Source organism: Desulfovibrio oxyclinae DSM 11498, from assembly GCF_000375485.1.
Taxonomy (GTDB): domain Bacteria; phylum Desulfobacterota; class Desulfovibrionia; order Desulfovibrionales; family Desulfovibrionaceae; genus Pseudodesulfovibrio; species Pseudodesulfovibrio oxyclinae.
In genome coordinates this window covers 79,167-95,191 of sequence record NZ_AQXE01000011.1, presented here as the reverse complement: position 1 = coordinate 95,191, position 16,025 = coordinate 79,167, and the positions used below count along the sequence as shown (strand labels likewise).

At 53.3% G+C, this 16,025-nt stretch carries 14 protein-coding genes and 1 tRNA gene; 10 read left to right on the top strand and 5 right to left on the bottom strand.

All coding sequences use genetic code 11. The annotated features are described in order from the left end of the window. Window positions 1-10: 10 nt before the first annotated feature. From B149_RS0112725 to B149_RS18580, 4 genes are all read left to right on the top strand, one after another. Entirely contained in the window at window positions 11-850 is an 840-nt protein-coding gene (locus tag B149_RS0112725) for a hypothetical protein (RefSeq protein WP_018125550.1), read from the top strand. A gap of 84 nt (window positions 851-934) precedes the next feature. Further along, window positions 935-1,010 (top strand) — tRNA-Ala (locus B149_RS0112720). Window positions 1,011-1,287: 277 nt separating this feature from the next. Beyond that, complete coding sequence (locus tag B149_RS0112715; protein WP_018125549.1) at window positions 1,288-1,881, top strand: hypothetical protein; 594 nt, start codon at window positions 1,288-1,290, stop codon at window positions 1,879-1,881. After that, entirely contained in the window at window positions 1,874-2,263 is a 390-nt protein-coding gene (locus B149_RS18580; RefSeq protein ID WP_156816827.1) for a hypothetical protein, read from the top strand. The genes B149_RS0112715 and B149_RS18580 overlap by 8 nt, the downstream gene beginning before the upstream one ends. A 138-nt stretch (window positions 2,264-2,401) precedes the next feature. Here B149_RS18580 and B149_RS0112705 read toward each other — a convergent pair whose 3' ends face one another. The 5 genes from B149_RS0112705 to B149_RS0112685 all read right to left on the bottom strand — a co-directional run bounded on the left by B149_RS0112705 (window position 2,402) and on the right by B149_RS0112685 (window position 8,715). Continuing rightward, window positions 2,402-2,734 (bottom strand): molybdopterin dinucleotide binding domain-containing protein, encoded by a 333-nt coding sequence (locus tag B149_RS0112705; RefSeq protein WP_018125547.1) that lies wholly within the window; start codon window positions 2,732-2,734, stop codon window positions 2,402-2,404. A gap of 605 nt (window positions 2,735-3,339) precedes the next feature. Then, window positions 3,340-3,987: a hypothetical protein gene (locus B149_RS0112700; RefSeq protein ID WP_018125546.1), complete on the bottom strand. Its 648-nt coding sequence runs from the start codon at window positions 3,985-3,987 to the stop codon at window positions 3,340-3,342. Between the two features lie 649 nt (window positions 3,988-4,636). Next, the gene (locus tag B149_RS0112695) at window positions 4,637-6,811 is read right to left on the bottom strand and encodes a malate synthase G (RefSeq protein WP_018125545.1); all 2,175 of its coding nucleotides are present in this window, start codon (window positions 6,809-6,811) and stop codon (window positions 4,637-4,639) included. Window positions 6,812-7,054: 243 nt separating this feature from the next. Continuing rightward, a complete protein-coding gene (locus B149_RS0112690) occupies window positions 7,055-7,705 on the bottom strand; it encodes a YiaD family glycine zipper/OmpA-like lipoprotein (protein WP_018125544.1) in 651 nt (216 codons plus the stop codon). A gap of 161 nt (window positions 7,706-7,866) precedes the next feature. Continuing rightward, on the bottom strand, window positions 7,867-8,715 hold the full coding sequence (locus B149_RS0112685; RefSeq protein ID WP_245533216.1) for a LysR family transcriptional regulator: 849 nt from the start codon (window positions 8,713-8,715) through the stop codon (window positions 7,867-7,869). Window positions 8,716-8,946: 231 nt separating this feature from the next. Between B149_RS0112685 and B149_RS0112680 the strand changes: the two genes are divergently transcribed. The 6 genes from B149_RS0112680 (at window position 8,947) to B149_RS18365 (ending at window position 15,996) form a co-directional block, all read left to right on the top strand. Further along, window positions 8,947-10,203: a M24 family metallopeptidase gene (locus B149_RS0112680; protein ID WP_018125542.1), complete on the top strand. Its 1,257-nt coding sequence runs from the start codon at window positions 8,947-8,949 to the stop codon at window positions 10,201-10,203. Window positions 10,204-10,214: 11 nt separating this feature from the next. Further along, window positions 10,215-11,579 carry a radical SAM protein gene (locus tag B149_RS0112675; RefSeq protein ID WP_018125541.1) on the top strand — a complete coding sequence of 455 codons (1,365 nt, stop codon included), beginning with the start codon at window positions 10,215-10,217 and terminating at the stop codon, window positions 11,577-11,579. A gap of 116 nt (window positions 11,580-11,695) precedes the next feature. Continuing rightward, complete coding sequence (locus B149_RS0112670) at window positions 11,696-12,544, top strand: glycine betaine ABC transporter substrate-binding protein (RefSeq protein ID WP_018125540.1); 849 nt, start codon at window positions 11,696-11,698, stop codon at window positions 12,542-12,544. 204 nt (window positions 12,545-12,748) lie between these two features. Beyond that, window positions 12,749-13,432, top strand: coding sequence for a type 1 glutamine amidotransferase domain-containing protein (locus tag B149_RS0112665; protein ID WP_018125539.1), 684 nt, complete (start codon window positions 12,749-12,751; stop codon window positions 13,430-13,432). A gap of 204 nt (window positions 13,433-13,636) precedes the next feature. After that, window positions 13,637-14,161 (top strand): winged helix-turn-helix domain-containing protein, encoded by a 525-nt coding sequence (locus tag B149_RS0112660; RefSeq protein WP_018125538.1) that lies wholly within the window; start codon window positions 13,637-13,639, stop codon window positions 14,159-14,161. A gap of 50 nt (window positions 14,162-14,211) precedes the next feature. Beyond that, window positions 14,212-15,996 carry an ABC transporter ATP-binding protein gene (locus B149_RS18365; RefSeq protein WP_083909232.1) on the top strand — a complete coding sequence of 595 codons (1,785 nt, stop codon included), beginning with the start codon at window positions 14,212-14,214 and terminating at the stop codon, window positions 15,994-15,996. The last annotated feature ends 29 nt before the right edge of the window (window positions 15,997-16,025 follow it).

The following is a 16,025-nucleotide window of genomic DNA, read 5'->3' as shown; positions in this document are numbered from 1 at the left end:
AATACAAGCCATGGCGTCCGGCCGCACTGATCCGCTCACCGTCCTTTCGGGACAGCAGAACGCGATTCTTCGGCTGGGCGCCCTGGCGTCCAATCCGCCTCAGAGTGTGGTCATCGAAGGCGGCAACGCGGACGAACGGTTCGCCGCCGCCCAGTGGTGGGCCATGCGCCTGAACTGCACCGCTCCGGACAAGCCCTGTGCCGGATGCGCCCCCTGCCGCCAGATATCGGATCAGGCCTTTTCGGACCTCATGGTGTTCGACGGGCGAGAGGATCTCATCAAGGTTGAACCCATCCGTGAGGCTCGTCCCATATGGGGCCAGCCGCCTCACGGCGATGGCTATCGCGTCACCATCCTTGCCGAGGCCCAGCGGCTCATGACCGAGTCGGCCAACGCGCTTCTCAAGTCTCTTGAGGAACCCCGTCCAGGGAATGTGTTTGTCCTGTGCACTCCGCAGCGCGAGAGGCTTCTGGAGACCTTGGTTTCCCGTAGTTTCGTGGTGACCTTGGCTTGGCCCGAGGTCGCGGCAAATGATTCGGATATCGATGAATGGTGCGCGGCCATGGTCGGCTTCTGGCAGTCGGGCCGAGGCTGGTTCTCCCGGACATCCACCAAGGGAAAAGTGGATGCTGATCTGGCCTTTCAGATCTTGCTCGGCATGCAGCGGCATCTTCGCAATGCCATGAGCGGCGCAGAGGATGATCTTGGTGCCAAAATGGCGGCAAAGCTCGGACCTGCCGGTCTGCGACGTCTGGATCTCGCCCTTGGCGAAGCTCAGGATGCTCTGAACACGCAGGTGCCGGTCAATCCTTCACTCGTACTGGACTGGCTTGCCACGCGACTTCGGTAGTCTTTTCAACGATTTTCATTTTTCTCCCGCGAATGTGTTGACAGCGATACCGTGTTTCGCTAAACACATTTCTCCCAACGCAGTGGGGCTGTAGCTCAGTTGGGAGAGCGCTTGAATGGCATTCAAGAGGTCGTCAGTTCGATTCTGTCCAGCTCCACCAATGATTATAAAGGCTTAGAAGGTTTTCCTTCTGAGCCTTTTTTCGTGGAATATACAAAAGAATATACAAATTGATCAGACCTCAAAAGCGGAGTCCCAAAAGCTGTCAAGGTGAAATTTCGGTAAGTTACGAGCATTTTACCGACCATTGCCTGCATCCCATCGACAAGAGGATGCATTTGATCGACGACATCGTGTTTCGATGATTTTCATCCAAAAACCCGTGGTAGGCTTTTCGCAAACAAACGAACAGCCAACAGGGCAAAAGGAGAAAAGAGATGACGAAAGATTGGGTACAACACCTTGGCGATGACCAACTTGTTTATGGAATGCCTAAACGCATGGTCGGAGTATCAACTCAAGAGAGCTTAGCAAAGTTCAAGAGGGCCGAAGCTGAGTATAAGAGGAAGAACCAGGCAAACAAGTTTGATCATAAAGAGGATTATTATTGGACAGTGCATCCAAAGCCAAAAGCATGTGAGAAGTGCCGGACCATGGCTGGCAAGGAGTTCATGGAAGAGCCGGAACGTCCTCATCTGAATTGTAAATGCGAGATAAAAAAGCATCCGTTGCGGAAACAAAAACGGTATATTAATGGTTCTTTATCTGGTCATGAGTGGCACCGGTTTAAAGGAGGAAAACACATCCATATCCGATTGAAGGGGATTTGGGGCGGTGTCACAACCGGCGTTTGGCTCGAAGTCAATGATGAGTCCAAAGAAAATGTTGCCTGTCCTCCCCAGGCTTCGCACACGATCAATTTGACTTCTGATGAGGATGCCCCTGTCACATGGACAATTCGATTGCTGGCTCACGGTTCAGACAATATCCAAGTTGACTACACGATAATTTATGAGGATTGGAATGATTAACAAGTTAGTATGTCTGTCTTTGGTTTTTATTCTTTTACATGCTTTCGCAGCGCAGACAGTGGCATGCGACCTTTGCCTTTCCTGTGGAGATGTTGAAAGGATTGTTGTGAGCGAAGGGACAAAACATCTTTCTGGTGGAAAAGAGAAGAAAGTCTTTGTGGCATGCATTGATGTGGATGCCACAAAGATCCATCTGAAAGAACTCATTACGAACTGTGTTCATGATTCCATTACAGTACGAAGAGGGGAAACAGTCTTCGTAGTTCCCAAGGAGGAGTTCCCTGGCGGACATTGGTTCTGTGTCGTGCATTCAACACCGGAAGAGGCACTGGATGCAGCCATGAGTCTTTGTCCAGAGAAGGTCAAAAGCTATCTTCCGTAAACGCAACCTGGAAACCATTCCGCTGGCCTCATTGCTACTGCTCTTCAATCATACACAGTCTTACATTGCCTTTTCAAATCACTCCTTTTCGGCACGACACATGAGCGCGGAATGAGGCCAGCTGCCGATTTCCGGGCTTCAGAATTCCGGCGCGTCAGGACAGAGCATGTTCGTGTTCGACTCAAAGACCCCAAACAGTTCGGGTAGCTTTTCATTGCGCTCCGGGAACCACCAGGAGTGTTGGGCGTCCACCATCTTCGGATGCATGGTGTCGGTGATGTGGACGCGCTGACGTATGGAACCGTGAGGTGAGGTAATCACGGCCCAGTCACCCTCGGCCAGGCCAAGCCCGGTGGCAGTATCCGGATGGATGGAGAGCAGCGGATCAGGTACTTTTTTACGTGCTTTTTCGATCTGCCGCTGTTCGGAATGATACATGGGCATGAACCGACTGCCGGTGATGAGAATCAACGGATACTCTTCGGTTATTTCCGGATTATCGCTTTGATGAACCGTTCAGGCGATTCACGGCGGCTGGGGCTGGCAAGCCATACCGGGTCTTGACACCGAAGATCGGCGAAGCGGTCGATCTGACCAATACGCAACAGGCGTTCTCTCAATGGTGGAAGTCTGTCAAAAAGGAGCAGATCACTTCCCATTAAAGATCGGGCAACCTTCTTTCGATTATAGGCCTTTCGTGTCCGCTTTTCCCACGACGCCCTGCTAAATCAACGACATTCCGCGCTTTCTGCACAGCATGCTACAGTGTGTTTCGAATAGGCTTGGCGGCAAATAAGTCCAGTATTATTGTTTGCTTAGATGGTCCTGTAAGTTGAACGTCCTCAAAAATGGCATTCAAGAGGTCGTGGGTTCGATTCCCTCCAGCTCCACCACATATTTCCCTAAGAAAAAGGGGCGGTTAGGCGAAGAGTCCGACCACCCTTTTTTCGTTGGTGGTGAACCGTTTGGTGAACCGTGGGGTGAATGGGGTGTTGGCTAATCTGGGAAAATATATTTGAGAACAGGATGTTGGGACACTCCTTTCGCTTGTTTATTGTTCAAGCGGTTGCTCGCGTTTACCTAAGGTCCTTCATCTTTTTCGCGCTAAGAATTGCATCCACAGCTTCCTCTACTTGGTCCATATTGTCGACGATAAAACTGGAATAGCTCGACATATCCTTCTTTAAGCTGATTCGCTTATACGGCTTATGATCTTCTGGGAGGCCATACACAACAATTCGCAAGTTTCGGACCCTGGGTTGTATTCGTACGACCCAAAAATTGTCCGGAGACTCGACAAACTTTCCCGATTTTTCCTTGAAAGTGAGTTCACCAGCGCTTTGGCGTCTTATCGCCTTGAGAATCTCTTCTCCTATTGTTCTCTTGTCTTTCAGTTGTGATCCGAGCTTTTCCAAAAAGCGCTTATCACCAGCCGAAGTGGGCTTCGACGTGGGCGAGCTGTTGGCAGCGTTGTCAGCTTGACCCTTTGCTGCATCGATTAAGACAGTTGTCGACGTACAGCCAAGGTTCATCACAACAGCAGAATCGAGAGGAAATTCTAGGCTGTTGCCTACATTGTCATAGACAGGGGATTCGATGAGCAGAATGCTAACACTACCTCTTTGATCAAGAGGGCTACCAAAGTGCATAAGCCTATGGGGTTCAATTGCTACTTCCCAAACTCCACCAGAACAATGGGTGACGTTTTCAAGTCGAGCGTACATAGCTACCTCCAAAATTCTAACTTCCAGTTAAACTGGCCAGTTATTTTTGTCAAGCAAGAAAGGTTAAGGCTATGTGTGATTGTCATTTTCTGGTGAACCTTTCGGTGAACCAAACCCCTCCAACACCACCCGCAAATCCCCGAAAAAAGTTGATTGTCCGGAAAAAGTCCAAATGATTTCAATATGTATGGGCGACAGCGTTGGCATGGCATTCAAGAGGTCGTCAGTTCGATTCTGTCCAGCTCCACCAATTTTTCCAACCGTTTAGAGGATCTTCCTCTAAACGGTTTTTCCTTTATATACAGGGGTGTATACATATGTTGCTGATGTGTTGGTACTTAACAACCCAAAATAAATTAATAAATTGTTCAAGTCAAACAGGGGCCTCAGAATGCAACTGAGGCTCTTTTCTTTTAGTTCTTAGTTTTATTCTGTTATTTGTGGTACTCTAGCCACCGCAGTTTTTTGCATCTTCAAATGTGTAAAGTTCCCTTTCATAGGCCAGCTAAGGGTAGAGACTTGGCCAACTCATAAGTACGTTCAGACAATCTCGTTCAAATCAGTCTGCAATCCCTTAAGCATCAGCTCCGGCACATGTCCCCTTACACGGAATAAAGGCTGCCCGGAGTTCCGGGCAGCCTATTTACGATTACAGAATGCCGAATTTCTCTTTCGCCTCGATGCGTCGTGCGTGGAGAATCGGTTCCGTGTATCCCGACGGTTGTGTGCGGCCCTTGAAGATGAGGTCGCGGGCGGCCTGGAAGGCGACGCTTTCGGAGAAGTTCGGAGACATGGGGCGATAGCCCGGATCGTCCTGATTCTGCTTGTCCACGACGGCTGCCATGCGTTCAAGGGTCTGCGTGACCTGCTTTTCGGTGCAGATGCCGTGCAGCAGCCAGTTGGCAACGTACTGGCTTGAGATGCGCAGCGTGGCGCGGTCTTCCATGAGGCCCACATCATTGATGTCGGGCACTTTGGAGCAGCCGACGCCCTGTTCGACCCAGCGCACCACGTAGCCGAGGATGCCCTGTGCGTTGTTGTCCAGTTCCCGTTGAACCTTGTCCGCGGAGATGGGGTCGGTCATGACGGGCAGTTGCAGCAGATCGTCAAGGCTGGCGCGGCGCTTGCCTGCCAGTTGTTTCTGGCGTTCGGCCACGTTCACTTCATGATAATGCATGGCGTGCAGGGTGGCGGCGGTGGGGGAAGGCACCCAGGCGCAGTTGGCTCCGGCCTCCGGGTGGGCGGCCTTGGTGTCCATCATCTCGCGCATTCTGTCCGGTTTGGGCCACATGCCTTTGCCGATCTGCCCCTTGCCCGCAAGCCCGCATTCGAGGCCGATGTCCACGTTCCAGTCCTCGTAGGCCGTGATCCAGCGCTGGGCCTTCATGGCGTCCTTGGGAACCATGGGGCCTGCTTCCATGTCGGTGTGAATCTCGTCACCAGTGCGGTCCAGAAAGCCGGTGTTGATGAAAATGACCCGGTCGACGGCCTGACGGATGCACTCCTTGAGGTTCAACGTGGTCCTGCGTTCCTCGTCCATGATGCCCATCTTGAGGCTCGTCTGCGGCAGTCCCAGCAGTTCTTCGACTCGGCCGAAAAGCTGCGAGGTGAATGCCACTTCGTCAGGGCCGTGCATCTTGGGTTTGACGATGTATGCGCTCCCCGATGCGCTGTTGCCGACGGTTTCTTCGCCCGTGATGTCGCGCTTGAAGATGAGACCCGTTGCAAAGGCGTCGAGAATGCCTTCGGGAATTTCCTGCCCGTCCAGAAGTACGGCCGGGGTGGTCATGAGGTGCCCGACATTGCGCACCAGCAGCAGGCTCCTTCCGGAAAGAGTGAAGGAGGATCCGTCGGGCGCGGTGTATTCCCTGTCGGGATTGAGTGTGCGGGTAACGATCCTGCCGCCTTTCTGGAAGCGCGCTTCAAGGTCGCCGCGGACAAGACCGATGATGTTGGCATAGGCGAGCGCCTTGTCCGGGCCGTCCACTACGGCGACGGAGTCTTCGCAGTCGAGAATGGTGGTCATGGCGGATTCGAGGATGACATCGCTGACGCCGGAAGGGTTGCCCGCGCCCACCGGATGGTTCCTGTCCACGACTATCTCGGCGTGCAGTCCATTGTTTTCGAGCAGAATGGAGAACGCCTCTTCACCGCCGGAGTAACCTTTGTAGCGATCCGGGTCGGCCAGACCGGTTTCCGTGCCGTCGGCCAGCTCAATGCCAAGGGCCCTGCCGCCGTCACTCAGGGAGTAGCGCGCCACATCCGCGTGGCTGCCTTGTGCGAGGGGAGCCGCGATGTCGAGAAATGCCGCAGCTTCGGCAATCACCTTGTCGCCGCGCACCGGGTTGTATTCAGCTCCCTTTTCCGCACCGTCTGTTTCGGGGATGGCGTCGGAACCGTATAGGGCGTCATACAGGCTGCCCCAGCGGGAGTTGGCCGCGTTGAGCACGAAGCGCGCGTTGGTTACGGGCACCACGAGTTGCGGTCCGGCGATGGTGGCGATTTCAGGGTCCACATTTGCCGTGGTGACGCTAAAGTCGTCGCCTTCCGGGACGATGTAGCCTATTTCCTCAAGAAATGTGCGATATGCCTGATGGTCGTGGCTTTTCCCGGCGTGCTTCCGGTGCCATTCGTCAATGGACGCCTGAAGTTTTTCGCGCGTATTCAGCAGGTCGCTGTTTCGCTCGCCGAATTCCTCCACGAGTTGTTCCAGTGCGGCCCAAAAGGACTCCACGCCGATACCGCATTCCTCCGCCAGCGGGGACAGCGTGTCGTAAAGCCGTTGGTCAACCGCGAGTTTGCCGGTGGTGATCCGTTGGGTCATTATGGCAGCTCCTTGCCTGTTCTGTGTCGCAATCCCTCAAGCGCTGAAAGCACGCCCGAGTCCGCAGATTTCGGCAAATATAGCGTTCCGGGAGATTTTTGCAAAGGGTTGTAGCTGGTTGTTGTGTCTGGTGTGCAACCAATTGCGGCAAGGAAAGGAAAACTAGGCTTTTGGCATTATGCGGCAGCGAAAAAGGGTGCCGCCTGTTGGCGACACCCTTCACGCTGGTTTCGGAATGGCCGGTCAGCTTTTTCGAATCGGCTTGATGGTGACTTCCACGCGTCTGTTGCGCGCATGATCCGAAGAAACGGGACGCGACTCGCCGTACCCCACGGTGGTGATGCGCTGCTCTGAAACGCCGTTTCGGATGAGTTCGTCAGCTACGGCCTGAGCGCGTCTTTCGGACAGTCGCTGGTTGTACTCTTCCGAGCCACGAATATCAGTGTGTCCGGCCACTTCTATCGTGGTGTGCGGGTACTTGATGAGCACGTCGGATATTCTTTTCAACTCGGGATACGCCCCGGGCTTGAGTTCGCTTTCATCGTAGTCGAAATACGCTTCGCCCTTGAACGTGGCCCGGAGGATTTCCCGGTCCCTCTGGACGCTTGCTGCCTCGGAAGCGGCCACGGCATCCCGCAGTTCCTGTTCATGCAGGTCCATGTACTTGCCCACCTGATTGCCGGTGAGTCCGCCGATGACAGTGCCGATCCCGGCTCCGAGAAGCGTGGCCTGGGTGCTCTTGCCGATGGCCTGCCCGAGGATGGCGCCGACAGCGGCGCCGGTGCCTGCGCCATAAGCGGTGCCCTTTTGCTGGTTGGTCTTCAGGTTTGTGCAGCCCAGAAGTGTCAGGCAAAGAAAGGCCGCCAGCAGCCATTTGAACCATGTATTCTTCATGAAAGCTCCTTTAGGTTGCATGGTCGTTCCAAGCATAGTTGAATAAACATGATAAACGGCGTGCGTTTTTTTGAAAAGGAGAAGTTGAGGATTCGTGAGTGCTCCGAGCCGCTCGGTTGCTGCGTGCCCAGCCTGACAGGTTCGATTGGCCGCGACCCGGTTCAGATTTGATATTCGCCCAGATTGCGAAGCAGCCATTGCCCGGCCCGGCCGAGTTTCCTGTTGCGGTTGCGGATCAGATATAGCGGCGAAGCGTGTTCGCGTATCTCAAGCTCAAGCGAGATGGGCAGGATGTCGCGTTTTGCCAGCGCGCTCTTGAGCAGCGGAGCTGGAAAGAACGCCCAGCCGAGGCCGCGCTCCACCAGCGAGGCGCAGGCGGCGTAGCTGTCTATGAGCCAGCGCTTCTGGCTGAAGTGGGTTACCTCGGTATCCTTGTCTTCTCCGCGGCTGGTGACGACGATCTGTCGTTCGTCTTCAAGGTCTCCCACGGAAACCCCTTCCTTTTGAGTGAGCGGGTGGTGCCTTGAGGCCGCAGCCTGAAAGGGGATGTAAGACAAAAGCTTGTACGCCTCCAGACGCTTGGGGATGCCGGAACTGATCAGCAACCCCAGATCCGCCTTGCCTGCTGCGACATATCCCTCCACGTCATTGAAGATTCCTGTCTGAATATCCAGTTCCGTGAATGGAAACATCTCCTCGAAAGGTCTGAGGTATTGCTCGATGAATTCCGGATGTAGCGCCTCGTCCAGTACGATGCGGATGTGCGTGTCTTCCTCGGCGCAAAAAGAGAGGGCCCGGTCCTTGAGTCGTTGCGCCCCCCGTATGACCCCGAGCGCGTCGCGAAGGAGCGCCTCGCCTTCGTCGGTGAGCGTCAGATACTTGCGGCTTCTGTCGAAAAGCTGTGCACCGAGGTCGATTTCAAGGTTTGCCACGGCCGTGCTGACACCGGACTGCGCTTTGCCCAACAGACGACCCGCCGCCGAGAACGAGCCGGATTCAGCGGCAGCCACAAAGCATTCCAAATGAGAAAAGTTGAATGAAATCAAAGGTAATATCCAGTGTTGTCAATTCGCTTGCCTGAGACACCATAGCTGAAGAATGGTTCCCGGTCTAGAACCTATCTAAAAAATAGATAGGTTCTAGCTTTGTGGTGGGGTAATTTGCGTATAGGTTGGCACCCGAACAACGCCGAAAGGGCGGTAACAAAGATTCTTGAAACGCCAAAGAACCCGAGGTGGAATATGGCTCTCATAGAGTGGCATTCGGACGATCAAAGCATGTGCTGGCCGGAGCTGGTGGACCTTGCTCCCGAAAGCATGGGCATCGATCTGAAGGCGGTTCGCCGTTACAGGCTGGGCCGTGTTCGCGAACAGATGGAGCGTTACGACGTGAACGCCATGATCCTGTCCGATGCGGTCAACATCCGCTACGCCACCGGCGCCAGAAATATGCAGGTCTTCTCATCACGCAACGCTCCCTCCCGGTATCTTTTGCTTACGCAGGATAGGAGCATTCTGTTCGAATTCACCGGCTGCCTGCACCTTGCCGACGGCCTTGAGACCATCGACGAAGTGCGCCCCTCGGAGACCGCGAGTTTTGTAGCGGCAGGGCCGAACATCAAGGAGCGCGAGATTGAGTGGGCGCGCAAGATGATCGCGCTCATGAAGGAACTGGTCGGTCCTGAACTGCGTGTGGGCATTGAACGGATGAACGCCGGGGTGGCCATCGAGATGGCAAAGAACGGCGTGCAGGTCGTGGACGCGCAGGAACCGGTGGAGATGGCCCGCTGCATCAAGTCCGACGAGGAGATCAAGTGCATGATCGCCTCGCTTCAGGCCACGGAGCAGGCCACCGGAAAGATGCGCGGTGCGATTCGTCCCGGCATCACCGAGAACCAGCTGTGGTCCATCCTGCATCAGGAAATCATCGCTTTGAACGGAGACTACGTGGAGACGAGGCTCCTGAGCTCCGGCGCGCGTACCAACCCGTGGTTTCAGGAATCCGCCAACAAGGTGATCGGGAAAAACGAGCTGATCGGCTTTGACACCGACGTGGTGGGCTGCCACGGATACTACTCCGACTTTTCCCGCACCTTCCACGCGGGGCCCGACGCTCCCACCGAAGAGCAGCGCACCCTGTACAAGATCGCGTACGAGCAGATCCAGCACAACATCGGCATCATCAAGCCCGGAATGACCTTTCGCGAATACGCCGACAAGGCTTGGGACATCCCGGAAAAATACCACGCCAACCGGTACTATCTTTCCGCTCACGGCGTGGGCATGTCGGGCGAGTACCCCTACCTCTATCATCGCGCCGACTTCCCGGACGCAGGCTACGACGGGGTGATCGAACCGAACATGACGCTGTGCGTCGAGTCTTACATCGGTGAGAACGGTGGGCATGAGGGCGTCAAGCTCGAGGAGCAGCTGCTTGTCACCGAGCATGGCACGAAACTGCTGACGCACTATCCCTTCGAAGAGGAACTGCTGCGGTAGGGGGCACGGCCATGAATACGGATATCGCAACCCTCCACACCGAAACCGTCGAAGGCGACGGGTTCCGCATCGCGCTGCATAGGCGCGGCGAGGATACCCACGTCAAGCAGCGGCGTCCGGTGATGTACGGCGTATATTCGGAGGTAGAGACCGAGTCCATGCTGCTTCGGTTCAATCTGAACAACGAGATTGTCAGGGCCGAAGGGCGTGGAGAAGACTGGCCGAGCGATCTGGAATACCTTAAACGCACCGCCGGAAACGACTGGGTGTACTATTCCACCGGCGGCTACGCGGGCTCGTGGGAAACACTGACAGATGCCTCGTTTCCGGCCCCGGTCTCGTTCAGGATTCCCGAGCCGTACAGCGAAGTGTATAAAATGGTTGGAGAGTACTACCTCCCCAATCTGCCATACGAAACCAACACCATTCTCGGCGACGATCCATTTGCGTCACCGGGCGTGAGGCGGGTTCTGAACGGTTGGCATGACGAGATCGAAAAGATCCGCAACGCGGCTGACGATCTGCCGGGTCGGTTCCGGAGATTTCTGGATGAAGCCGCGCAGAATTCCCCCAAGCGCCTTCAGGCCAAGGCGGAAACTCTTTTTGGTGTGTGCGGCGGGCGGACATCCGTGCTGCCGCCCGATGCGCGGCATGCGGATTACGACGTCATTCCGCTGAACATCTCGCAGGGGTGCCTCTACAAATGCCGCTTCTGTTCGGTGAAGAACGACATGCCGTTCTCGGGGCATACCCGCGCACAGATTCGACAGCAGGTCGAAGCGCTGGCTTCGTTCTACGGAAACGACCTGTACAATTACAATTCCATCTTTCTGGGCGATCACGACGCGCTCAACGCCGACGAGGAGCATATTCTCTTTGCCGTCTCGGAGGCGATGAAAGGGCTGAGGCTCAGGCGCTCCTTCATGCATGGCGTCAATGTCTTCATTTTTGCCAGCGTCGCGTCCCTGATGAGCAAGCAGGACGCTTTTTTCGAAAAGCTCGATACATGCGGTGCGAAGGTCCATATCAATGTCGGCCTTGAGTCGGCGGATCAGGAAACGCTGGATTATATCGGCAAGCCGCTTGTGAGCGCCGAGGTGGTTCGCTGTTTCGAGCGTATGCAGTCGCTCAACGGCAGGCATCCGAACGTTGAATGCACCGGTAATTTCGTTTTCGATGATGCGCTTCCTGCCGGACATATTCCCGCTTTCCTGGAACTGGCCGAAGGGCCCGTAACCGCCTCGCCCGACAAGGGGACGCTTTATCTGTCGCCCCTTTGCATCAGCAAGCCGTCCCCTGGGACGCTTTTTGAATTCAAGCAACTCAAGACGTTTAGTATGTTGCCGACATACTTGTATATCATACAGCGTATCTGATGACGGACGGCGGAACTGACCGTCCAAATCTCGACAAGGCAGCGGGCTTCCAATTCGTCAAGGCATTTTTGTTGGACTCACCGCGGAACATGCAACAGTATCAAAGGAGTGGATGTATGATGAGGCTGAAAGGAATCATTGCGATCGTGGCCATGGCGTTTGTCCTGTCCGTCTTTTCGCAGCCGGCGGCTGCCAAGGAAAAGACGTTGCGTTTCGGCGTGAACAACTGGGCCGAGAACGTGGCTGTTTCGAACATGTGGAAGATTCTTCTGGAAGAGCGCGGTTATGATGTCGAGCTGACGCAGGTCGGCAACGGCGTCATGTACGGCGGCGTGGCATCCGGCTCTCTCGACATCGGTCTGGAAGTGTGGCTGCCCAACTCCGACAAGCCGATGGTGGATCGTTTCGGCAAGGACTTCGACATTCAGAGCGCATGGTACAAGGGTGCCAGCCTCGGACTCGTTGTGCCGTCGTATGTGGAAATCGACTCTCTGGCCGAACTGTCCGATAACGCCGAGATGTTCGAAAAGGAGATCATCGGCATCGACTCCGGTTCGAGCCTGAACGAAATGACCCGCGAAGCCGTGGATGCGTACGGACTGGAATATGAGTTCGTGGAAAGCTCCGAACCGGCCATGCTGGGTGTGCTGGATGCGGCCTACAAGGCGAAGAAGCCCGTCGTGGTGACACTGTGGAACCCGCATTTTGCCTTTGCCGAATATGACCTCAAGTACCTTGAGGATCCCAAGAACGTATACGGCGACGGAGACGACATCTTTTTTATCACCCGCAAGGGCTTTGAAGAAGACTTCGGTGAAGTGCTGAAGTGGATGAACAACTGGTTCATGACCGACGCCACCCTCGGTGAGCTCATCGGTACCATCAAGCGTGCCGACGATCCGGAGGAAGGGGCTGCAAAGTGGATTGACGCCAACCGGGAACTGGTCGACTCCTGGTTTGAATAGGTCGCCTTTTCCGCCCGGGACACAATGACCCGGAGCGGACCATGCGCCGAACCGAATCGGGCCGACGGTTTTTCCGTCGGCCCCTTTTTTGTGCTGAAGAAGGGCAGATCGCGTGCATTTTGTTCAGGCATGACACCAAACCTTTTCCTGTGCTAGCGTCGTACGGTGTATCGTTGCAAAGCATAAACTCTAGTGAGGTGCCGTATGACCAAAAAGGTACTGGTGGCAGTGACCAGCGTGGCGAAGTATCCGAATCTGCGACGCGCCACTGGCCTCTGGCTCAGCGAAGCCGTGCATTTCGTCAAGGAGATTCAGGAGGCCGGGTATGCCGTGGATTACGTCAGCCCGCAGGGCGGGTATACGCCCATCGACCCGCACAGCCTCGAAGGTGCCGACGACACGGACTGGCAATGGTATCAGGACAAGGCGTTTATGAACCGCCTCGGGGCCACCATGCGGCCTGACGAGGTCCGGGCAGAGGATTACGCCGCTATCTACTATGCGGGAGGGCACGGCACCGCCTGGGACTTTCCCGAAAATGAAGGCTTGCAGGACATCAGCCGGAATATTTACGAGAACGACGGCTACGTCACCGGAGTTTGTCACGGCGTGGTGGCCCTGCTGAATCTCAAACTGTCAGACGGCAAGCCGCTCATCGACGGCAAGCGGCTGACCGGCTTTTCCGATGAAGAGGAGCGGCTTGCGGAACTCGATTCGGTCGTACCGTTTCTCACCGAAACCGAACTACGCGCCTGTGGCGGAATCTACGAAAAGGCGGACAAGCCTTTTGCCGGACATGCCGTTGCCGACGGGCGTCTCATCACCGGGCAGAATCCGGCTTCCGGCGCGGAAGTCGGTCGTCTGCTTGTGGGGCAGATGAGGAGGTAAGGGCAAAAATAAGTATTTTGAAATAACGTACTAATTTTCGACATTAAAAGAAGGCGGGGCATTGCCAGTGCCCCGCCTTTTTCGTTTCTTCGTGTGAGCGGTATAATTAAGCACGGTGGAAGCACATAATGACCTCCTAACGGATGTGTAAATGGGGTGTCGTTCGGGGTTTGTTTTTGTACAATTTTGCTGTAAAGAAAACGAATGCTTTCTCAGCTTTTCTCCTCAAAAACACGTATCAAAATATTACTTAAACTGTTCCTTAATCCAGAAGTTTCATGCTATCTTAGAGGGTTATCGAACGAGTTTAATGTTTCGCCCAATGCCATAAAGCTTGAGCTTAACAATCTCAGCGAGGCTGGATATTTGCTTCGGGAGGCATCGGGTAGATCAACATATTTCAGGGCTAACAAAGAGCATCCTTTTTTTCCCGAGATATCATCTATTGTTCGCAAAACCTTTGGCATCGACAGGTTGGTGGAGCAAGTAATGGCTGACCTTGGTGAAGTGCAAGCCGTCTATATTTTGGATGATTATGCCCAGGGGTGTGATTCCGGGCTTATTGATGTGCTTATTGTGGGGGCGGTTGACAGTGCGCATTTAGAGAACCTGCGTCAAGTTACAGAGGATAAGATTAATCGTAAACTACGTATAATGACGATGGCCCATGATGAATTTGAGGAATCGCGGGATGTATTTTTAAAGCGGCCTCATTGGAAAGTTGTTTAACGAAGTTGAGGATTGACTGATTCTCTGACCAACCAAGGATTATTTGCAGCATGGCGGTATCTTTTCTTAGTATATTTAAGCGATTTGATTCGTTATTGAAAAAACGCGTTTTTGTAGCGTTATTTTCGTCGGTCGTTGTGTCGGTGCTCCAACTTGTTCTTGTAAGTTCAATCGCACTAATGGGAGCTGCACTTTCTTCGCCAAAGGAAGTAGTTTCATCGGAGAAAATTGCATGGTTATGGGCTCTAGTTTCCAAAGAAATTTTGGCTGAGCCTAAATCGTTTATTATAGTTATAGTAGGATTAACTGCCTTAGTTGTTATATTCAATAATGGGATTCGGCTGTGGAACACTTCCTGTTCTGTCCGCCTACAGAGAGAGGTAGAGAAGTTTGTTGGCTCTAGACTCCTTTCCTCTTTGTTGAGCCTGCCTTACGAATGGCATGTGAACCGTAATTCAAGCGATATGGCTTTGTATGGACTTTGGGCTCGCTATTACGGGCTCGTGGCTAGAAGTGTAATAAACATCGCTTGTGACGGATTTACCGTTATCTTCATTCTTTTTGGATTACTTTTTGTAGACCCTGTTGTATCTCTTGGCACATTTGGTGTGCTTAGTCTTGTGGGGATGACGATATTTAAATTTTCAAAGAAGCGGATCGATCATTTAAGTAATAAATTGTCGGAATGTATGGTCTGGCGCAATAGAGTTTATGCGAGATCGTTACAAGGAATTGCTGAGGCGAAAATTGCAGGGTGTGGGAGTACTTTACTGGATGAATACAGGAAGTGCATGAGTCGGGCGACTGGAGTTGGTGTAAAAGTTGAGTTGATGCGCAGTACTCCAATGTATCTTCTTGAATCCTTTGGTTTTATTCTTATCGCATTGTCAATTTGTTATTTGTTGAGTTTGGATGCTTCGTATGCTCGGGTAGCTGGTACAGCAGCTCTATTGGCAGCAGCGGGTTGGCGCCTTTTGCCTTGTATGAACAAACTGTTGGATTCGATGGGGGCTATACGTATGAGTTGGCCTTATATCGAGCGGTTGGAGGCGGTAGAGGAAGAGCTTTACGCTTTGGACCTTGAAGAAAAAGCAGTTAATTCGGAAAAAAAGATTCCGCATCTTAGAGAATCTGTGCAGCTAAAAGGTGTAAAATTTAAATATCTTGGTGCTTCAATGGAAGCCTTGTCTCAAATCGACCTTGTGATTGACAAAGGTCAGGCCTTGGGTGTTGTAGGGCCTTCTGGGGCTGGGAAGTCGACACTCATCAACCTGCTGGCAGGATTGCTTCCACATAGTAGTGGCGAATTTGTTCTGGACGGAAAGAAATTGACATCGGAAGAAGTGAGAGCGTGGCAAGTCGAAGAAATAGGTTATGTGCCGCAGTTCCCATATGTTTTTGATGGGACAATTGCTGAGAACATTGCATACGGTGTGCCGGAAGCACGCATCGATAGAGGATGGGTCCTTGAGTGCTGCCGTATGGCATCACTGGATTTTCTTTCTGAGCTGGTCGATGGAATAGATACAAAGATTGGTGAGCACGGCGCTAAGCTTTCTGGTGGGCAAAGGCAACGCCTGGCGATCGCCAGAGCCTTGTACAAAAAGCCCGAAGTGTTGATATTCGACGAGGCAACGAGTTCTTTGGATTCCAAGGTTGAGAAAGCTATTTTGGACACAGTATATTCGTTCAAAGGAGAGTTGACTCTGATAATTGTTGCTCATCGCAACTCAACCGTTGAGCGGTGTGACTCAATTGTTTGGGTTGAGTCTGGTGAAATTGTAGATCGAGGAATCCCAAAAAGTGTTTTGATGCGATATGATGCTCGCTTTTGATTTGTTTTATAAGCAGTTCTTCTTTTGTT